The following is a 21,378-nucleotide window of genomic DNA, read 5'->3' as shown; positions in this document are numbered from 1 at the left end:
TATTAGCAATCTATTGTAAATTTTAAACCATTTTAAAACCAAGGAGTTATCATGCCTATATATGAATTCAAGTGCACAAAATGTGATCATTTTTTTGAAATCATCGTCATGGGGTCTCAGAAAGACGAGGCCGTGACCTGCCCACAATGTCAATCCACTGAATTTGAGCGGGTGGTTTCTTCCACCAACTATGCCATGGGCGGATCATCCGGCCAAAAAGCGGCTAAGGGGGTCACCACCCAGGAACGGAACTGTTCCAGCGGCTCATGCACCACCTACACGGTTCCCGGCGAAACCCGAAACTGATCACGAAATCAAGGAAACACAATGACAGAATATGCAAAACTGATTATTGACGGAAAAGAGATGCAGCTGCCTGTGATCACCGGATCTGAAGGGGAAAAAGCCATTGATATCCGGCAGCTTCGAAAAGAAACCGGGTGTATCACGTTTGATCCCGGATACGGCAACACCGGGGCGTGCAAAAGCGCCATCACATACATGGACGGTGAAAAAGGAATTTTGCGGTACCGGGGCATTCCCATCGAACAGCTGGCGGAAAAATCCACGTTTGTGGAAACCGCGTACCTGCTCATTGTGGGACGGCTGCCCACCAGCGAGGAGCTGACCCGGACATCCGTGATGCTCAATGACTTTTCCCTGGTCCATGAAAACATGAAGGCGTTTTACCAGAACTATCCGCCCCAGGCCCATCCCATGGGGATCCTGGCAGCCATGGTCAATGCCATGCGCTCGTTTTACCCGGAACTGACGGATCTGGACGAGGAGATGAACAACACGTTTTTACGTCTGATCTCCAAAATCCGCACCATGGCGGCCATGTCCTATAAATTTTCCATCGGCCAGCGGGTGACCTATCCCCAGCCCGGCCTGTGCTACTGCGCCAATTTTTTGAACATGATGTTTGACAACGATGTGGTGCCGTATCATGTCGATCAGGACCTGGTCCGGGCGTTGAACGTATTCTGGATTCTGCATGCAGACCATGAACAAAACTGCTCCACCACAGCGGTCCGGGTGGTGGGATCCGGCCGGGTCAATATTTACTCAGCCATCTCCGCAGGCATCAGCGCACTGTGGGGACCGCTTCACGGCGGCGCAAACCAGGCCGTGATCCAAATGCTCGAAAAAATCCACAAAGACGGCATGACCATTGACCAGTGCATCGCAAAGGCCCGGGACAGAGAGGATCCATTCCGGCTCATGGGATTCGGCCACCGGGTCTACAAAACCTATGATCCCCGGGGCAAAATCATGAAAAAGATGTGCGATATCGTTCTAGCCAAGGTCAAAAGAGACGATCCCCTGCTGAATATTGCCCTGCGCCTGGAAGAGGCAGCCCTGGAAGACAGTTATTTCAAGGACAAACATCTGTACCCCAATGTGGACTTCTACGCCGGCATTGTGCTGCGGGCTTTGGGCATCCCCACCAACATGTTCACGGTGATGTTCGCCATCGGACGGCTGCCCGGGTGGATCGCCCAGTGGAAAGAGGACATGGCAGACCCGGAAATGAAAATTTCCCGGCCCCGGCAGATTTACACCGGCAACACGGTCAACGATTACATTCCCATTGAAAAGCGGATTGCCAGCAACGGCACAGTGTAAGGCCCGGCCATGACACCGGCCCGCATCATCGCCCACCGGGGCGCCCGGAGCCTGGCCCCGGAAAACACCCGGGCTGCAGCAACGGTGGCCCGGCATCTGGGGGCCCATGCCTGGGAAACCGATGTCCAGATTACCCGGGACGGGGTGCCCGTGCTGTTCCACGATCAAGATCTTTTGCGGTGCACGGATGCCCGGACCCGGTTCACGGGCCCGGCATTCAAAGACCGCCGGCACTACCGGTTATCCGCATTTTCTCTGGCAGAACTTCAGACCCTGGATGCCGGGTCCTGGTTTGAATCTGCCGACCCGTTCTCCACCATCCGGAACGGGCAGATCCACAGTTCCGTCCTGGCCGGATTCAAAAATGAAAAAATCCCTACCCTGGCACAGGGCCTGGAACTGACCCAATCCCTGGACTGGCAGGTGAACCTGGAACTCAAGGATCACGGCACAGACCCCGACCCCTTTTACACGGTGGACATCACGCTGGCGAAAATCGCGGACGCCGGGATCCCGCCCCACCAGGTGATTGTGTCCTCTTTCAACCATGTCTGGCTGGACCGGGTCCGGCAGCAGCGGCCCGATCTCCCTGTCCAGGCCCTGGTGGGATCATCCCCGGCAGACATGGCCCGGTTCCAGCCCGGCCCCTTTGATGTGTACAACCTCAATGCCGACCTGGTGGACACGGCATTTGTTTCCCGGCTGGTGCACAAAGGATTTCAGGTCAACCTGTTCACGGTGAATGATCCCGCCATCGCCTTCCGGTTCATCCAGGCCGGTGCCTGCGGCATTATCACTGATTTTCCCCAGTGGTTTTGTAGATCTGAGCTTCTTGTAAAAAAATCCGCCCGGATACTTTAATTCGCCTTTTGCAGGCAAGTGATGGCTTTATTACCGTCATCCAGATGGTTCAGGCAGGTTTTTAATGTTCTTTCATCGCCGATATCGATCACCTGCTTCAACCGCTTCATGATCGGTGGAAACAGTGTGAATCGTGCTCTGGTGGTAAAAAAATGCTTTCATCTTGACACTATCCGGGCACGAGTATATGTATACATCAATACCTGCGAGAATCAAGCGGAAGGATTTTAATGGGCAATGAAAATTACGAGGAGTTTGCTTACACCGCCATTCTGGAACTGATCCTTGGCAACCGGTTCAAGCCCGGTGATTTTCTGCTGGAAACTGAGCTGGCAAGGGATCTGGAACTGAGCCGGACACCGGTACGTCATGCATTAGGCCAGCTGGTGGCCGAAGGCTTTCTGGGGAAAAAAAAGAAAAAAGGCTGTTACATCCCGGATGTCAGCGCTGAAGATGCCCGGCAGATATTTCATTTGAGAGAAACCATCGAGGGTCTGGCCGCAGCCTCTGCGGCCCGGTTTGCCACAGACGCTGATATCGCTTTTTTGCGATCCTTGATCAAAAAAGAACAAAACCCTGGCAAAATCCTGTCAAAGATAGACGTACTGGAGATCAACAAGGCATTTCATTTAGGCATTGCCAGGTTCAGCGGCAACCGCTACCTGGAACATTACTGCCGACACATTTTCTGGCGGTCCAATGTGTATGTGTTTTTTTATGACCGGTATTACCAGGAACATATCGACTACAGTGAATTGAAAACCCCGGAACAGCACGCCCGGGTGGTGGCGGCCCTGGAAAACCGCAACGACGAAAAAGCCGGCAACCTCATGAAATTTCACATACGATCGACGTATGAACTGCTGTTCATACAGCTCCAGCACCTGAAGCAGCGACGGCACCCCGCCCCGGACGGGCTGGAAAAAAATTACTCCGGAACTTGACAGGGGCGTGATTTAATGTATACATAAAAAACCTGATGTATACATCGCAACGCCATTGACCAACGATATTTTAAAAAAGGAATTCATAGCGAATGAAAGTGCTTGTCTTAGGCGGATGCGGCATTCAGGGCCGCACCGCACTGCACGACCTGGCTTCAGACGATCAGGTCACGGAAGTGATCTGCGCGGATGCGCAGTTTGACGCGCTGTCCAAAATCAACCCCTTTACTCCCATGGAAAAAATCATCCTGACAACCATTGATGCGAAAAACGCCGATGATCTGGTCAATGTGATGAAACCGGTGGATGTGGTGATCGATCTGCTGCCAAAGGAGTTTGCCGAGCCGGTGAACCAGGCGGCCCTGACAGCAAAAGTGTCGGTGGTGAACACCAATTACATGTATGATCCCGGCGACATGCACGATAAAGCCGCCGCCGCCGGCATCGCCATCCTCCCTGAGTGCGGCCTGGATCCGGGCATCGATCTGGTGCTTTACGGCAGTGCGTTGCGGCGGTTCGACACCTTGACCGGCATCAAATCTTACTGCGGCGGATTTCCCGAAAAAAGCGCGTGCACCAATCCTTTGAATTATAAAACTTCCTGGATCTGGCGGGGGGTTCTCAGTTCCACCAAGCGGGACTCCACTTTTATCGTTGACGGCAAACGGATAAATATCCCCGGGGCACGCCAGCATGACGCAGCCAACATCCATTCCGTGGAATTTCCCGGCCTGGGCACCCTGGAAGCGATTCCCAACGGCAATGCCGCGTTTTTCACCGACCGCATGGGCATTGCTGATACCATTGTGAACACGGGCCGGTATTCTTTGCGCTGGCCGGGATGGGCTGCGATCTGGCGCCCTATGAAGGATCTGGGTTTCCTGGACGAAACCCCGGTGCCCGGCCTGGGAGACGGCACCATATCCCCCATGGATTTCATGGACAAATTCCTGGCCCCCCGCCTGGTTTATCAGGACAATGAAAAAGACCTGGTGGCCATGCTCAACATATTTGAAGGCTTCATGGCCGGCAAAAAAATGCGGCTCACATCCACCCTGCTCTTTGAACGGGATCTGGACACGGGCCTGATGGCCATGAGCAAGGGCGTGGCATATTCCGCCGTCACCGCCGCCAAAATGATCGCAAACAAACAGATCACCGACACCGGGGTGTTGTCTCCCATGTTCCATATTCCTGAAGCCCCTTTTCTGGAAAGCCTGAAAAAAAGAGGTATTACCGTGACGGAAACCCTGGAAAAAATCCAGAATTAATGCAGGGAAGTGCGCGGTATTGTACCGCTGATTTTATACCAACCCCAAAAAAGGAGAACCCCCCATGCGTCAGAAAACATTTTTCTCACTGGTCCTGGCACTGACCGCTGTTCTGTGCTTCAGCGCCATGACTTTTGCCGGTACCCTCACAGACATTGTCAAACGCGGAGAACTTCGGGTGGCCGTGCAGTCCGGTGCCGCCCCCTATGCGTTTGTGGACAAACACGGTGAGCACGCCGGTTCCATGATCGATTTTACCAAAGGCATGGCCGATGCCATGGGCGTCAAACTGGTGGTCCTGGATTTTGACTGGGATGGGCTGATTCCGGCCCTGCTGTCCGGCAAAGCGGATATCCTGGCTGCCGACATGACTCCCACCCTGAAACGGGCATTGAAAATCACCTTTACCGATCCCTGGATTGAGGTGCAGCCCTGTATCTTCACCCGCCCCGACACCGACTTCCAGACCCTGGAAGACGTGAACAAAAAAGGGATCACCGTGGGTGTGCTCTTAGGATCCACGGGTGAGACCATGGCCAAACAGTTTCTGCCCAATGCCGAGATCAAATCCTACAAAGGCGGGGGGCGTATGGTGGTCCAGGCCTTGATCGCAGGACATGTGGATGCCGGGGTCAACGATGACCTGGCCGTACTCACGGTGCTGCCCGATTTTCCGCCCAATTCCGTCCGCCTGCTGGACAAGCGCCTGGGACAGGGCAAAGACCCTCTGGCCTTTGCCGTGAACCACGAATCAGTCAACCTGTGGCAGTGGATCAACCTGTACTTCAAGACCATCCGGGCCGACGGCACCTATGACAAAAACATTGCCTACTGGATGGAAGGAACCGACTGGAAAAAAGATCATTGATCTGTTGACCAGCCATATCTGAAGGCCATAGCGGCAATGAGTTATTAAAAACGGGGCATGTCCGTGTTTTTTGCGGGCGTGCCCCTTGGCAAAAGGGATGCGCCTATGCTGGCTGACTTTAACCTCAGGATTATCTTTGAATACCTGCCCCTGTTTCTGATCGGGCTCAGGTCCACCTTTTTTATTTCTGCCGTTTCCATTTTCCTGGCCCTGATCTGCGGTACCATTGCCTGTGCCTGCCGGATTTCCTCCATCAAACTGCTCAAATATCCGGCTATCGCCTATATCGAAGTCATCCGGTCCACCCCGCTGCTGGTGCAGATCTATTTTCTGTATTTCGGCCTGCCCACCTTAGGCATCCGGGTGCCGGAGATCCAGACCGGGATTATCGCGCTGATGCTCAACTCCGGGGCCTATATTGCAGAGATCATCCGGGCCGGTATCACCTCGGTGGATGACGGACAGATCGAGGCCGGCGTAGCCTCCGGGCTCAACTATTTTCAGCGCATGCGCTTCATCATCCTGCCCCAGGCCCTGGGAGCCACGGTTCCCCCGCTGCTGGGCCAGTCCATTGTGCTGGTCAAGGATTCCGCCCTGCTGTCTTTGATCTCGGTCATGGAGTTGACCCGGGTGGGCCAGACCATGACCTCGGAACGGTTCATGCCCACGGAAGCCTTTTTAACGGTGGCGTTCTTTTACATGTGCATCTATTTCTGTCTCAAGGCCCTGGCAGACTGGTCTCAGCGTAAACTGATATACAGGGAGGCGTACTGATCATGATGGCATTTTACTTTTCCCGGCTGGTGGAAATTTTTCCGTTTTTCCTCAAAGGATTGTGGATGACCTCCCAGATCGCTTTTATCAGCCTGTTCACCTGCACCCTTCTGGGTTTTGTCTTAGGCATCCTGCGCTCGGGTAAAAACAAAATCCTCAAGTGGATCATCGGCGTGTATGTCTCCTTTGTCCGGGGCACCCCGTTCGTGGTCCAGATTTTTATCGTATTTTTCATTTTGCCGGAATGGGGCATCCAGCTCAAGGCATTTCCTGCGGCGCTCCTGGCCATGGCCATCATGGGGTCCGCGTTTATCTGCGAAATCGTGGCCGGCGGCATCAATGCCATTTCCAAGGGCCAGTGGGAGGCCGGCACAGCATCGGGCCTGACCCTGATCCAGCAGCTGCGCCTGGTGATCGTCCCCCAGGCCATGAAAGTGATTCTGCCGCCCCTGGTGGGCCAGTATGTGCTGCTCATCAAAGACACCTCCGTGGTATCGGTCATCGGCGTGATGGAACTGACCCGGGTAGGATGGGTCACAGTGGTGAGAATCCCGGAAGGCCTGATGGTGTTTTCCCTGGTGGGTGCCCTGTATTTTGTGATTTCATACCCGTTGATCCTGCTGTCCAACTACCTGGAACGCCGGATGGCAATATAACGATTTTTTCAAGGATACCCGATGATTGAATTCAAGCAAGTGAACAAATGGTTCGGCAAACTCCATGTGCTCAATGACATCAACCTGGACATCGATCCAGGGGAAGTGCTGGTGATCTGCGGCCCCAGCGGATCGGGAAAATCCACCCTGATCCGGTGCATCAACCGCCTGGAGCCGATCCAGAAAGGGCAGATCATCGTGGACGGCGTACCCGTGCACGACAAGGCCACCAACCTGACCAAGCTCCGGGCCGACATCGGGTTTGTATTCCAGCAGTTTCATCTGTATCCCCACATGACCGTGCTCCAGAACGTCATGCTGGCACCGGTGAACGTCAGAAAAATGTCCACTTCGGATGCCGAAAAAATCGCCAGGGAAAAACTCACCCAAGTGGGACTCACCGACAAAGCCGGCGCGTATCCGGGCCAGCTGTCCGGGGGCCAGCAGCAGCGGGTGGCCATTGCCCGGGGTCTGGCCATGACGCCCAAAATCATGCTGTTTGACGAACCCACCTCCGCCCTGGACCCGGAAATGATCGGCGAGGTCTTAGATGTCATGGTCAACCTGGTGTCCGAAGGCATGACCATGTGCGTGGTCACCCACGAAATGGGATTTGCCAGAAAAGTGGCGGACCGGGTGTTGTTCATGGACATGGGCAAAATCGTGGAAACCGGCAAACCCGACGAATTCTTCGACAACCCCCAGACCCACCGGGCTGCAGATTTCATCAGCAAAATCCTGACCCATTGAAGTCAGTCTGTCTTAGCAGCTTTTTTTTAGAAAAAAGACCGGAACCCTGCCACGACCCGATCGATATCAGCGGCATCAATGTTCAAATGCGTCACCAGGCGCACGGGGTTGCCCGGGCTGATGCGGATCCCCTGACCGGCCAGGTGCTGCACCAGAGCCGTCATGTCTGCATCGATACGGGCGTGAACCATATTGGTCTGCACCGCATCCATATCAATATGAATGGCCTTGATGCCGGATAAACCCGCTGCAAGGCGGGCCGCATTGGCATGATCATCCGTCAGCCGGTCAATGTTGTGAGACAGGGCATACAGGCCGGCTGCCGCCAGAATCCCGGCCTGGCGCATGCCGCCCCCCACCATTTTCCGCCACCGCCGGGCCCGGGCGATGAATTCCCTGGAACCGCACAGCACCGATCCCACGGGCGTTCCCAGGCCTTTGGACAGACAGCAGGACACGGAATCAAACAGCGTGGTGATGGCTGTGACATTCACGCCCAGCTTGACTGCGGCATTGAACACCCGGGCCCCGTCCAGGTGAAAGCCCAAGCCATGGCGGTCCGCCAGTTTCCGGGCATCTTTGAGATAATCCATGGGCAGCACTTTGCCGGCCTGGGTGTTTTCCAGGCAGAACAGCCGGGTTCGGGCAAAATGAAAATCATCCGGCTTGATGAAGCGTTCCACTTTGGCCAGATCCAGGGTCCCGTCTGTTTCAAAATCCAGGGGCTGGGGCTGGATGCTGCCTAAAACCGCCCCCCCGCCGGCCTCGTATTTGTATGTATGGGCCGTCTGACCCACGATATATTCTTCTCCGCGCTGGCAATGACTGAGCAGAGCCACCAGGTTGGTCTGGGTACCGGACGCGCAGAACAGGCCGTCTGCCATGCCCGTGACCGCAGCCATGGTCTGCTCCAGCCGGTTCACCGTGGGATCTTCGCCATATACATCATCTCCCACCTGGGCGGTAATCATGGCTTCCAGCATCTGCTGGGTGGGCCGGGTCACGGTGTCGCTTCTCAAATCGATCTGTTTCATGAAAAATGGATTCCTTCCAACGTTGGTGTTATGGATATATTGTGCTGTCCTCATATCACATGCCTGTTGATGACTCAATACAGGAATCTAATATTGAAACCACCGGGTCATTCGTGATATCCATCAAACGGTGAATTTTAATGAAGGATCCAAAAGGAAACCATTGTATGACCCAGTCTCGTGTCTGTCTTTTCATCGGTGTGCTTCTGACGGCGGTGATGTTTGCCATATCCCAGTTCTACCGGTCCTCAGTGGCGGTGATCTCTCCCAATCTCATGCAGGAGATGGGATTGAACGCCCTGGATTTAAGCCGGATATCGGCCGCGTTTTTCTATGCGTTTGCGCTCATGCAGATACCCGTGGGCATTTTTCTGGACACCGTGGGCCCCAAGACCGCCATGGTCGGGCTGACCCTGGTGTCGGTGTCAGGTGCCGTGATCTTTGCCCTGGGCAACAGTCCGGCCTGGCTGACCTTCGGCCGGGTGCTTTTAGGCATCGGCATGGCCTGCAATTTCATGGGATCGTTGAAACTGCTGACTTTGTGGTTCAAACCCCGGCAGTTTGCCACGCTGTCTGCAATGGTGGTATCTTTAGGAACCATGGGAAACATTGCGGCAGCCACACCTTTGGTACTTCTGGTGGGTCTGGTGGGATGGCGGCACAGTTTTTTGATCATTGCCGGATTCACCCTGTTTCTGGCCCTGGTATTTCTGGCGGTGATCCGGGAGCGAAACGGGAGCGGCACGGTGGATACGGCCGATGAAGGGGATATCCGACCCAGCGTATCCCAGACTCTCACCCGGGCATGGGACCTGTTTCACCGAAAAGACTACTGGATCATCTCTTTGGCCACGTTCTGCCGGTACGGCATTTACGCGGCCGTCCAGGCGTTGTGGGCCGGTCCGTTCCTCATCCATGTGCTGAAACTGCCCGCAGTCACGGCCGGCAATATCCTGTTTCTCATGAGCATCGGCCTGATTGTGGGATGTCCTTTGTGCGGGTGGCTGTCTGATTCCGTGGTGGGGGCCCGGAAAACAATCATCATTCCCGGTATGGTCTGCATGGTGGGACTGCTGCTGGGTATGAACCGCCTGACGCCGGATTCCGGCGTGTGGATCACATATCTGGTGTTTTTTTCATTCGGTCTGGCATCCGGGTCCGGTCAGGTCATGTACGCGCACATCAAGGAACAGGTGCCCCGGGCCAATGCCGGTCTGGCCATGACCGGCATCAATTTTTTCACCATGGCCGGTGTGGCCGTGTTTCTCCAGGGCCTGGGCCATGTAATGACCCGGTTTTTTCCCGGGGCATCCTTGACCCTGCCGGCCTTTCACCTGGCGTTCGGGGTGTGTGCCGCCTGCCTGACCGGCATTGCCCTGCTGTACGGCCTGACCCGGGAAACCCTGGAAAGAAAACCGACCCGTTAACTGCCGTTTCCATCCAGAATGGTCCGGATCTTGATCGCCAGATCCCGGCTGGAAAACGGTTTCTGAAGGAAATTCACACCCGTGTCCAGAATCCCGTGATGGGCGATGGTATTGGCTGTATACCCGGACATGAACAGAATTTTGACGTCCGGATACATGGCCTGAACCTGTTTTGACAGATCCCGGCCGTTCATGTTCGGCATGACCACATCCGTGAGCAGCAGGTGAATGTCTGTGTCATGATCCTGGATCCGGGCCAGGGCATCTAAAGGATCTGAGACGGCTATCACCTGATAGCCCTGATTTTCCAGCACTTTTTGGGCCAGCGTCAGAATGGCTTTTTCATCTTCCACAATCAGCAGGGTTTCGCCCTGGGCAGCCGGCAGCGGCATTTCTTTATCCGGCAGGCGCTTTTCAATCTGTTCATCATGACAGGGAAGATAAATCTTGAAAATGGTGCCCGTGCCCGGCTCACTGTATACATTGATGAAGCCGTTGTTCTGTTTGACAATGCCGTAAACAGTCGCCAGCCCTAAACCCGTGCCTTTTCCCTTTTTCTTGGTGGAAAAAAACGGCTCAAACAATTTTTCCCGGGTATGCCGGTCCATGCCGCACCCGTCATCGCTCACGGCCAGTAATACGAAATCTCCGGGTGTGAACCCGGCATGAACCTCGCAATATTGCCGATCCAGTGTGACCTTTCGGGTTTCAATGGTGACGGTGCCGACACCATCAATGGCATCCTTGGCATTCACCAGCAGATTGGCCAGGATCTGATCCATCTGAGTGGCATCCATATAAATGGATCTCAAATTGGCACCCGGCTGCCAGAACAACGTGATATCCTCGCCGATAAGCCGCCGCAGCATCTTGAGCGTTCCTTCGATCAATTCATTGATATCCATCACTTTGGGCTGGATGGTCTGTTTCCGGGCAAAGGCCAGAAGCTGACGGATAATATCCGAAGACCGCCGGGCCGCATCCAGGATTTCCTCAAGATCGGCATGCAGAGGATCATCCGGCGTGGCTTTCATCTGTCCCAGCTCTGCATATCCGATAATCACATTGAGCATGTTGTTGAAATCATGGGCCACCCCACCGGCCAGCCGGCCCACGGATTCCATTTTCTGGGCCTGGTTCAGCTGGGCCTGGAGGTTTTCCCGGGCATTTTCCTGCTTTTTCTCTTCACTGATATCGGTGAACACCACAATCGTGAGCGTACCCGTGGTGGCGGCCAGAAATTTGATCTCCCGGACCGTGTTGTCCTTACAGGTGACCGGATATTCCATGGGATCGATTTCTTCACCCGTCCGCACGGCGGTTTCCATGGCGGTCTGCCAGCGCTGCTGCACGGTTTTCCTCAATTCCGGATCAGGATACGCCAGGGACCACCACTGGCGGGCAGACGGAACGTCCGCCAGAGTATAACCGAATATTTCAGTGAATTTCGGGCTGATGTACAGGACGTTTTCCTGGTCATCTGAAATCAGGATTCCCACGGGTGCCAGTTCTGCAAAGGTTTTAAACCGCTGTTCACTTTCTGCCAGGGCCTTCTGCCCTTTTTTGCGTTCCGATTCGATTTTCAATGTACTCAAGGCATAGGCAAAATCCTGGCCCATCTCGTTGAGAAGCAGATATTCCTCATCCCCTTGAACGATGACGGTTTCCGAAGACACATTAAGATATCCAAAAATTTCGTTCATATGGGACAGCGGCACACATACCGTCAACGGTCCGGCACAGCTCTGTGATACGGGACAGTCGTGACACCCGGTTTTCGGGTTATGGTTCACAACGATTTCCCGGGACGCTTCGGCCTCTATGCAGCACTGGGGTAACTGCCCTTGTGTCAGCAATTCATTCAGTTCTTTTGAATCCTCCATCTTCCCGTCCATGGCCCAGGAAACCGGGATATTGTTTTCATCGGTCAACACGATCATGGCGGACGGGTACCCGCGATGGGCCACCAGCAGCCGGCACCCTTCCCGGATCAGGATATCACGGTCCCGTTCTCTGACAATCAACTGGTTGATATCCCGGATGGCGCGCAACACCTGGTTGAGATGCTGAATGTGCTGCTGGGCCTTTTTCCTTTGGGTGATATCCACAATAGTGGCGACAAAATACAATGGCCGGCCCTGGCTGTCAAACCGTATCACGGCGCTGACATCCGCCCATACCAGCGCACCGGTTTTATGGATATATTGTTTTTCAAACCGGACTGCCTGATTTTTGCCTGAAATCACTCCATCGAGTATGTTCTGGATCCTTTCAATATCTTCTGCCGGTGTCAGTTCCTGCCATGTCTTGCTTTGCAGTTCTTCCCGGGTATACCCCAGAAAATCGGCAAACGTCTGATTGGCATTGATCCGGCCATCGAGATAAGTAAAGGATTTCCCGACATTGGCGGAGTCAAATACATATTTGAACCGGTCCGCACTGTCCTGGAGCTCCCGGGTCTTGCGGGCCACTTCTCTTCGCAGGGCCCGGGACCAGAGAAACATCCCCAGCAGGATCAGCATCAGCGGAATGGTCACCATGGCTAAATAATGAATGATGCGTTCCAGCGGCAATGGTTCTTTTTCAAACATCCCCAGCCATTTGTCATGAATGCGCCGATATTCCCCGGTCTGGTTCAGGATATTCAATCCTTCATTCAACTGCGCCAGCAGTGCCTGGTTGCCGTCTTTGACGGCATAACTGTATTCACCGACAAAAAAATACTGACGGCTCAATCTCAGATGGGTCCATCCTTTTTTTTCGATCATGTGCAGCGCACCGATCCGGGGCACCAGCGCACAATCAAATCGTTTTTCAGACACGGCCTGCAAAACGTCATCCAGATTTTCCAGCATTGTCACCCGGGACATCAAATCATGGTTTGCCAGAAATTCCAGGATAATGTCACCCTGCTGGACAACCAGGCTGAGGTCGGCCAGTTCCGCCGGGGTTTCCGGCGGGGCTGCCTGATTATCGGCCACAACCCCCACATAATGTGACATCATATGAGAGGGGGAAAAATCCAGGGTTTGGTCCCGTTCCACAGAGTAAAACATCCCCTGAATCGCATCGATTTCACCGGTTTCCAAAGCCAGGACCGTATCGGCCCAGGGTTTAAGCCGGATCTGGATATCCATGTTCATTTCCCGGGCAATGGCCCGGGTCAGTTCCACCATGTATCCGTCCGGTACCCCGTCATCATTTATAAATTCAAAGGGTGGATAGTTGTGATCCCCGCCGATGATCACCGGCCGGTCCACGGGCAGCTGAAGCGCGGCGAACCATTTGGCATGCAGCCGGCGGAACGTGCCGTCCGCCATGACCAGCGCCAGGCCTTCGTTGAGCAGGGCCAGCATATCTTTATCCCCTTCCTGGACGGCAAAACAGAAATCCTGGCGAAATTCCTCAACAGGATGCCGGGAGATCTCCAGGCCGGAAATGCTGCTTTCCTGAATCAGGCGAATAGCTACCAGGCGCTGGATAAACACGGCGTCATACTGTCCGGCAGCCAGTTCCTGCAAAGCGATGTCAAAGGAGGGGCGGGTGATGATGTCGATGCCCCGGTCTTCCCGGCGCAGAAATTCTTCGGCATTGTCGCCTTTCATGACGGCCACCTGCCGGCCTTTGAGATCGTTCAGCCGCTGAATACCCGTGGTACCTTTGCGCACCACAATAGCGCCGGATAAGGACATGTAGGGAAACGTAAAATCAAACAGCGCTTCCCGTTCCCGTGTCCGTCCCACCAGCGGCAAAGCATCCACCTCTCCGGTTTCCAGCCATGTTCGGACCTGGTGCCAGGGACCGCTTTTGAAAGTGACCGACCGGTTCATGGCTGCCAGGGCCGTCCGCATCAGCTCAACGGAAAATCCATATGCCCGGCCGGTTTCATCCACAATGGAAAAAGGAGGATAATCGATTTCCGCTGCGGAAATCACCATTGGTCCTGAACTTTCGGCCCGGCTGTCCGGGACGGTCAGATTGAAAAACACCCACAAGAAAGAAAAGATCAAGATGCCACTGGCAACAGCAGATCGAGGGGATGTGAATGGATTTTTCATAACAGCGTCGATACCCCTTCAACGGTTTGAATGATGTGGTTGCTTAAAGGTGTAGACTGAAATACCCTTTACAGTCAAGCGGAAAAACCCGTATAAAGAAATCATATCAATTTCAACATCGGTATGACAAGGAGACTGAAATGCAGATTTCACCCGAAAAAACACGGATCGGATTCATCGGACTGGGCGTCATGGGACACAGCATGGCCGGCCATATCCTGGACAGCGGATATGCTCTTTGCGTTCATACCCGGACCCGGGCCCGGGCCGACGGGCTTGTAAAAAAAGGTGCGGTGTGGATGGATTCTGTCAGGAAACTGGCAGCGAACTCAGACGTGATCATATCCATTGTGGGGTATCCCCAGGATGTGGCACAGATCTATCTGGATGCAGACGGAATTCTGGAAAACGCGGCAACCGGGTCGGTGGCCATTGACATGACCACCTCGGATCCGGCACTGGCCAGAAAGCTGGCAGCGCAGGGCCGGGAAAAAGGCATCCAGGTGCTGGATGCACCCGTGTCCGGCGGGGACCTGGGTGCCAGAAACGCCACCTTGTCCATCATGGTGGGCGGAGAGGAACCCGTGTTCACCGACATGCTTCCCCTGTTTCAGGTCATGGGCAAAAATATCGTGTACCAGGGGCCGGCCGGATCGGGCCAGCATACCAAAATGGCCAATCAGATCGCCATTGCCGCCGGCATGATCGGGGTGTGTGAAGCCCTGGCCTATGCCAAAAAAGCCGGTCTGGATCCGGACACGGTTCTGTCGTCCATCGGCCAGGGAGCGGCCGGGTCCTGGTCTTTGAACAACCTGGGCCCCCGGATGCTCAAAAGCGATTTTGCCCCGGGATTCTATGTCAAGCATTTTATCAAGGACATGACCATTGCCGCGGATTCAGCCCGGGACCTGGGCCTGGACACCCCGGGACTGACCCTGGCAAAAACCCTGTATGAACGACTGGTGGACAACGGGTGCGAAAACGACGGCACCCAGGCTCTGTTCAAACTCTTCTAACTTCCAACCCCGTCCAACCCGGGGTCAGGCCTGCGTTATTGTCGTTATTGGTGTCAATAACGACAATAACGCAGGCCTGACCCCTTCTTCTTTCTGCCCCCCCACACCTATTTGAGGAAAAAGGTCAGGGAGGCGCCGCAGGCAGTGAGAAATGCACACAGAAAAAACGCCGGGGAAAAACTGCCGAACGCGTCGGCCAGCATGCCTGCCAGCATGGGTCCGACAATCTGTCCGGCCCCGAAGAACAGGGTAATGAACCCGAACGCCCGGACGGCCAGGCGGGGGCCCATATAGTCTCCCACGGCCGCGGACATGATGGTGGGAATGCTCCACACGGCCAGCCCGAAAATACCGATGGAAACATACAGAAACGGCAGGGACAGATTGGCCCCGGCCAGGGCATAGGAAATCGTGAACAACAGATACACCCCGATGATGGTGATTTTCCGTCCCATCCGGTCGGACAGCCACCCGAACAACGGACCGGAAAAAATGGACAATGCCCCCACGGCAGCCCAGAACGTGCCGGCCGTGCCTTCGCCGAATCCTCGCTCATCCACCAGCGAAGTGACGATAAACGTGGCATACACCACATAGGTGGCACCGAAAAACAGATAAATACACCCCAGATGCACCATGGTCCATCGATGCGGGGATTTGGAAGCAGAAAAAGTGCTGGCCGGGGCATCATTTTCCGTCGCCGGGACCGGATCGGGCCGCCCCACCGGGTCCAGGCCCATGTCTGCCGGATCATTTCTCAACAGCACGGCACTGATGACGGCCACACCCAGAGAGATCACCCCGATCACCAGCCATCCGGTGCGCCACCCTTCAGGTCCCAGGTCCGCGTTGATCCAGGGAACCATCAATCCGGAAAATACGATGGCCAGGCCGTTGCCAGTGAGCATGAGTCCGGCGGCCCGGCCCCGGGTATCTTTTTTAAACCAGTGGGAAACCAGGCCCATCAACGGCACATTGGCCAGGCCCGACCCCACACCGGTCACGACATACAGCACCATGAGCGGCACAAATCCGCCGGACCGGCTCATGCCCAGAATCGATCCGCCCACCAGAACCAGCCCGAATGCAATGGTATTCCGGGCCCCGATGCTCCGGGCCACCACACCGGCCAGGATCACGGAGGCCATGTATCCGGCAAAATTCCCCGTGCCGATCAGGCCCATCTGGGAATAGGACAATTCCAGGGAAAGCCCCATGGAGGGCAGCAGCATGCCCAAAGCGAACCGGCCCAGTCCCAGGCAGGAAAACAGGACCATGGTGCCGGTGAAAACAATCATCCACCCGTAGTGCAACGGTTTTGTCATGCAACGCTCCAATCGGGGTCAGTAATAACAACAATAACGCAGGCCTGACCCCGTTCTCGTTTCTACTTTCGGGGCTGGGGCAGTACCAGGTTAAGTAACACCCCCAGGATACCGGCCAGGCCGATGCCCTGGAGCTGAAACTGGCCGGCGGAAAAACTCATGCCGCCAATGCCGAAAATCAGGATCAGGGCCACAATGGCCAGGTTCCGGGCTTCCATGAGGTCATCCCCGGATCTCACCAGGGTATTGAGACCCACCACCATGATGGCACCGAACAAAAGCAGCATGATCCCGCCCATGACCGGGGTGGGAATGGTCTGGAGCAACGCCCCCAGCTTGCCTACAAACGCCAGCAGGATGGCGGCGATGGCGGCCCAGGTCATGATGGCCGGGTTGAACACTTTGGTCAGGGCCACGGCACCGGTCACTTCAGAATAGGTGGTGTTGGGGGGTCCACCCAGCACCGAGGCGATACTGGTGGCCACGCCGTCCCCGAGCATGGTGTTTTTGATGCCCGGGTCCTTGAGATAATCTTTGCCCGTCACCCCGGATACGGCCACCACATCCCCGAAATGTTCAATGGCCGGGGCAATGGCAATGGGCACGATATAAAACACGGCGGCCAGGTTCCATTCCGGAAACGTGAACGCCGGCATGGAAAACCAGGCGGCCGTAAACAGCGGTGAAAAATCCACAAACCCGAAAAACAGCGACAGCACATACCCCACGGCAATGCCGCACAGAATCGGGATCAGCCGCAGAATCCCCTTGCCCAGGATGGATACCAGAATCGTGGTGGCCAGGGCCGCCAGGCCCACGATCATGGCGGAGGTCTGGGGAAACAGCACCATGGCGCCGTCCCCGGTTTTACCCATGGTCATGTGCACGGCCACCGGGGCCAGGATCAGCCCGATCACCATAATGACCGGTCCTGTGACCACAGGCGGCAGCACCCGGCGGATGGCATCCCCGCCCTGCCACCGTACCAGCAGGCTCAAAATGATATACACCACCCCGGCCGCCGCCAGGCCGCACATGGTTCCCGGGATTCCCCAGGTCTGGACCCCGTAGATGATGGGCGCGATAAACGCAAAGGATGAGGCCAGAAACACCGGCACTTTCCCTTTGGTGATCACCTGGAACACCAGGGTGCCCAGCCCGGCCGTGAACAACGCCACATTGGGGTCCAGGCCCGTGAGCAGCGGGACCAGGACCAGTGCCCCGAACGCCACAAACAGCATCTGGGCCCCTAAAAAACAATCTTTAACCTGAAAATGATATTCCGTGGATGATGAACTGGATACAGACATAGGTTGCTTCTCTTTCATAGTTTTAAAATGCGTTGGGAATCAATTTTAATGTAACAGGGTTTCAGGACATAATTTATTTGGTGCCGAAAATCTTGTCTCCGGCATCGCCCAGGCCCGGCAGAATATAGCCCACCTCATTGAGACGCTCGTCCACGGAAGCCGTGTAGATGTCCACATCCGGATGTTTTTCTTCCAGCCGGGCAATGCCTTCCGGGGCCGCTACCAGAAACAACCCCATGATTTTGGTGCACCCGGCCTGTTTGAGCAGGTCAATGGTGGCGATCAGGGTGCCGCCCGTGGCCAGCATGGGGTCCAGGATCAATGCGATACGCTCTTCCATGGCGGATGCGGTTTTGACGTAATACTGCACCGGGGTCAGGGTCTGTTCATCCCGGTAAAACCCCACCACGCTGACCTTGGCCGAGGGGATCAGGTCCAGGACCCCGTCCATCATGCCCAGTCCGGCCCGCAGAATCGGCACAATGGTGATTTTCTTCCCCTTGATCCCTTCGATCTCCACCGGACCGGCCCACCCTTCCACGGTTTTCTTTTCCGTGGCCAGGTGTTTGGTGGCCTCATAGGTCAGCAGCCTTGCCACCTCGGAGGACAACTCCCTGAAATCCTTGGTGGAAATATCTTTTTTGCGCATGAGCCCCAGTTTATGCTTGATGAGGGGATGGTCCCCCACAAAAACAGCCATAATATCTCCTTTATCAAATATAGTTGGGTATGGATGAAGACAAGTTCTGCTTTAATTATTAAAATCCGGGAATCGAGTCAAGAGCATTGGATGAGATATTGCAATAATTGTTTTTTTGTGCACAATAAGGCCCATGACCCAATGGCCTTTCATGGATGTGGCAGTGACCCTGCCGATGCCCCACAGCTTTGTGTATGCCGTGCCGGATTATCTGTCCGACACCTGCCGGCCGGGCATGCGGGTGCTGGTGCCTTTTGGAAAACGCCGGGTCACCGGATATATCCTGAAAGGCCGCAAAGACAGCGGAGACTATACCGCCAAAAAAATCCTGGATGTTCTGGATGACCATCCGTTGTTTCCGGAAAATGAAATCCCTTTTTTCAGGTGGGTGGCGGATTATTATATGCATCCTCTGGGCGAGACCATCAAAACGGCCCTGCCCACGGGGCTGGAACGCCGGGATGTGGCCCATGTCCGGACCACGGAACAGGGCCGGATGGCACTGGACACCCCGGGCCTGTCCCCGGTGGAATCCCGCATCCTGACCCTGGCGGACACCCGGCAGGGCATCAGCCGAAAGCAGCTGTTCAATACCATGGATTCCCCGTCTCTGCGGTCTCTGCTCAAAAAAATGCAGGACAGCGGATGGCTGTCAGTCACTGCCGTGCTGAAAAAAGAAGCCGCGTCCGCGCGCCTGGAAAAATTCATTTCCCCGGGAGAAAAACCGCCGGACCCGGCCAAAAAATTGTCATTGAAACGGCAGCAGATCCTGTCCATTGTGGCAGAAAAAAAAGAGATCTCCCTGACGGCCCTGCGAAGCCGGGTGCCCACGGCCCCGAGGCTGGTCAAACTGCTGGCACAGGACGGCCGGGTCACCATCACCCAGCGCCGGGTGTGCCGGGATCCTTTCGGGGACCCCGTGGAACCGGACATCCCGCCGGAACTGACTTCGGAACAGGCAAATGCGGTGAACACAGTCCTCAATCACCTGGACCAGGGGTTTGTGCCCTATCTGCTGGCCGGGGTGACCGGGTCCGGCAAAACCGAAATCTACCTGCGTCTGGCCGCCGATGCCGTGGCCAGAGGAAAATCCGCCCTGGTGCTGGTGCCGGAGATCGCGTTGATCTCCCAGACCGAACGAAGGTTCCGGGCCCGGTTCGGGGAACAGATTGCCGTGATCCATTCCATGCTCTCCCAGGGAGAGCGCCTGGACCAGTGGCACAACATCGCCACGGGCAAGGTATCCATTGTCATCGGGGCCAGGTCTGCCATTTTTGCGCCGTTTGACAACATCGGCATCATCATTGTGGATGAGGAACATGACGGGTCCTACAAACAGGAGAACGGGTTGCGGTATAATGCCAGGGACCTGGCCGTGGTCAGGGCCCGCATGTGCGATTGTCCCGTGGTGCTGGGATCGGCCACCCCGTCGGTGCAGACCGCACACAATGTCCGGACCGGGCGGTTTCAGCAGCTGGATCTTCATCACCGGGTCAATGACCGGCCCCTGCCGCAGATCACCTTGGTGGACCTGAAAAAATACAATGATGCCCCGCCCATGGACCGGATCATCACTCCGGAACTGGCCAAAGCCATCCGGACCTGCCTGGAGGCGGGCAACCAGGCACTGATCTTTCTGAACCGCCGGGGATTTGCCTCGTTTCCCGCATGCAGCGCCTGCCATCAGCCGCTCCAGTGCCGGCACTGCGATATCACCATGACCCTGCACTTGAGTGCGCACGTGTATAAATGCCATTTGTGCGGGTTCTGTCTGCCGGAATCCACGGCATGTCCTTCCTGCGGCAAAAAAGCCGTGAAAAATTTCGGGTTCGGCACGGAAAAAATCGAAACCCTGCTCAAAACCATGTTTCCCGACGCCCGGCTGGCCCGCATGGACCAGGATTCCACGGCCAGAAAAGGCAGCGCTCTGGCGCTGCTCAAAAGCATCCGAAACCGCACCGTGGACCTGATCGTGGGCACCCAGATGCTGGCCAAAGGACATGATTTTCCCGCCATCACCCTGGTGGGCGTGATCTGTGCGGACCTGTCCATGAACCTGCCGGATTTCCGGGCCGGGGAGCGGACCTTTCAGCTGCTGGCCCAGGTATCGGGCCGGGCCGGCCGGGGAGATGTGCCCGGCACCGTGATCATGCAGACCTACAACCCGGATCATTTCACCATCGAGGCGGCCCGGCGCCAGGATGTCACCGCATTTTACAACCGGGAAATCCCGTTCCGCAAAGCCCTGAAATACCCGCCCTTCACCCGCATGATCCTGGTGAAGCTGTCCGGTCCCAAAAAAGACGTCGTGGAACAGGCCGCCATGGACGCTGCCGCCATCCTGACGCAGATCAAAGAGGCATCTCCGGAAACTGCTGCCGAAGTTGACATCTTAGGCCCCATCGAGGCCCCGATTCCGCGCATCTCCTCCCGGTTCCGGTGGCAGCTGGTGATCAAAAGCCCGTCGTTTCATCAGATCAGTGCCCTGGTCCAGGCGCTGCAGCATCATCCGGATATGAACCGCAACCGCGCAATCTCTTTAGGCATTGATGTGGACCCGTATTCTTTGATGTGATCCGATCATTTTCCGGCCCCCAAGTCTGTCAGATTATTTTACCACGAAGCGCACGAAGAACACGAAGTGTATAAATCATTTCAGAAAATAAATTTCCCGGCGTTGAAATCAGTTGAACATTGAGTGGTTCTCTGCTATGAAAAAGCGGTAAAAACAGACCCAAACCCAATTTATATCAAT

Annotated in this window: 17 protein-coding genes; 12 read left to right on the top strand and 5 right to left on the bottom strand. The window is 55.5% G+C overall.

Annotated elements, in window-relative coordinates; translation table 11 throughout:
* Positions 1-51: 51 nt before the first annotated feature.
* From K365_RS0100280 to K365_RS0100235, 9 genes are all read left to right on the top strand, one after another.
* On the top strand, positions 52-306 hold the full coding sequence (locus K365_RS0100280; protein ID WP_006968429.1) for an FmdB family zinc ribbon protein: 255 nt from the start codon (positions 52-54) through the stop codon (positions 304-306).
* A gap of 21 nt (positions 307-327) precedes the next feature.
* A complete protein-coding gene (locus K365_RS0100275) occupies positions 328-1,629 on the top strand; it encodes a citrate synthase (protein ID WP_024333049.1) in 1,302 nt (433 codons plus the stop codon).
* A 9-nt stretch (positions 1,630-1,638) separates the two neighbouring features.
* Positions 1,639-2,490, top strand: coding sequence for a glycerophosphodiester phosphodiesterase (locus tag K365_RS0100270; RefSeq protein ID WP_024333048.1), 852 nt, complete (start codon positions 1,639-1,641; stop codon positions 2,488-2,490).
* A gap of 230 nt (positions 2,491-2,720) precedes the next feature.
* A complete protein-coding gene (locus tag K365_RS0100260) occupies positions 2,721-3,434 on the top strand; it encodes a GntR family transcriptional regulator (protein WP_024333047.1) in 714 nt (237 codons plus the stop codon).
* 92 nt (positions 3,435-3,526) lie between these two features.
* Complete coding sequence (locus tag K365_RS0100255; RefSeq protein WP_024333046.1) at positions 3,527-4,705, top strand: saccharopine dehydrogenase family protein; 1,179 nt, start codon at positions 3,527-3,529, stop codon at positions 4,703-4,705.
* A 64-nt stretch (positions 4,706-4,769) separates the two neighbouring features.
* Positions 4,770-5,573, top strand: a complete 804-nt coding sequence (locus tag K365_RS0100250; RefSeq protein ID WP_024333045.1) for an ABC transporter substrate-binding protein — start codon at positions 4,770-4,772, stop codon at positions 5,571-5,573.
* A gap of 105 nt (positions 5,574-5,678) precedes the next feature.
* Positions 5,679-6,347, top strand: a complete 669-nt coding sequence (locus K365_RS0100245; RefSeq protein ID WP_024333044.1) for an amino acid ABC transporter permease — start codon at positions 5,679-5,681, stop codon at positions 6,345-6,347.
* A 2-nt stretch (positions 6,348-6,349) separates the two neighbouring features.
* Complete coding sequence (locus tag K365_RS0100240; protein WP_006968422.1) at positions 6,350-7,003, top strand: amino acid ABC transporter permease; 654 nt, start codon at positions 6,350-6,352, stop codon at positions 7,001-7,003.
* Positions 7,004-7,024: 21 nt separating this feature from the next.
* The gene (locus K365_RS0100235) at positions 7,025-7,753 is read left to right on the top strand and encodes an amino acid ABC transporter ATP-binding protein (RefSeq protein WP_024333043.1); all 729 of its coding nucleotides are present in this window, start codon (positions 7,025-7,027) and stop codon (positions 7,751-7,753) included.
* A 26-nt stretch (positions 7,754-7,779) separates the two neighbouring features.
* Here the strand turns inward: K365_RS0100235 and ltaE are convergent, their stop codons facing one another.
* Positions 7,780-8,787: a low-specificity L-threonine aldolase gene (ltaE, locus tag K365_RS0100230; RefSeq protein WP_006968420.1), complete on the bottom strand. Its 1,008-nt coding sequence runs from the start codon at positions 8,785-8,787 to the stop codon at positions 7,780-7,782.
* 167 nt (positions 8,788-8,954) lie between these two features.
* Between ltaE and K365_RS0100225 the strand changes: the two genes are divergently transcribed.
* Positions 8,955-10,214: an MFS transporter gene (locus K365_RS0100225; protein ID WP_024333042.1), complete on the top strand. Its 1,260-nt coding sequence runs from the start codon at positions 8,955-8,957 to the stop codon at positions 10,212-10,214.
* Here K365_RS0100225 and K365_RS0100220 read toward each other — a convergent pair.
* Complete coding sequence (locus K365_RS0100220) at positions 10,211-14,224, bottom strand: transporter substrate-binding domain-containing protein (protein WP_245569117.1); 4,014 nt, start codon at positions 14,222-14,224, stop codon at positions 10,211-10,213. The genes K365_RS0100225 and K365_RS0100220 overlap by 4 nt on opposite strands.
* 104 nt (positions 14,225-14,328) lie before the next feature.
* On the opposite strand from K365_RS0100220, the gene K365_RS0100215 reads away from it, so the two are divergent.
* Entirely contained in the window at positions 14,329-15,288 is a 960-nt protein-coding gene (locus K365_RS0100215) for an NAD(P)-dependent oxidoreductase (RefSeq protein ID WP_337833246.1), read from the top strand.
* A gap of 107 nt (positions 15,289-15,395) precedes the next feature.
* On the opposite strand, the gene K365_RS0100210 is transcribed toward K365_RS0100215, so the two are convergent.
* The 3 genes from K365_RS0100210 to upp form a co-directional block, all read right to left on the bottom strand.
* Complete coding sequence (locus K365_RS0100210; protein WP_006966604.1) at positions 15,396-16,613, bottom strand: MFS transporter; 1,218 nt, start codon at positions 16,611-16,613, stop codon at positions 15,396-15,398.
* Positions 16,614-16,675: 62 nt separating this feature from the next.
* Positions 16,676-17,923, bottom strand: coding sequence for a uracil-xanthine permease family protein (locus K365_RS0100205; protein ID WP_006966605.1), 1,248 nt, complete (start codon positions 17,921-17,923; stop codon positions 16,676-16,678).
* A gap of 73 nt (positions 17,924-17,996) precedes the next feature.
* Positions 17,997-18,623 carry a uracil phosphoribosyltransferase gene (upp, locus tag K365_RS0100200; protein WP_006966606.1) on the bottom strand — a complete coding sequence of 209 codons (627 nt, stop codon included), beginning with the start codon at positions 18,621-18,623 and terminating at the stop codon, positions 17,997-17,999.
* Between the two features lie 133 nt (positions 18,624-18,756).
* On the opposite strand from upp, the gene priA reads away from it, so the two are divergent.
* Entirely contained in the window at positions 18,757-21,198 is a 2,442-nt protein-coding gene (priA, locus tag K365_RS0100195; protein WP_024333039.1) for a replication restart helicase PriA, read from the top strand.
* Positions 21,199-21,378: the final 180 nt, after the last annotated feature.

This window comes from Desulfotignum balticum DSM 7044 (genome assembly GCF_000421285.1).
In the GTDB taxonomy this organism is placed as follows: domain Bacteria; phylum Desulfobacterota; class Desulfobacteria; order Desulfobacterales; family Desulfobacteraceae; genus Desulfotignum; species Desulfotignum balticum.
Note: the sequence above shows the minus strand (reverse complement) of the source record. Positions and strands in the feature narration are given on the sequence as shown.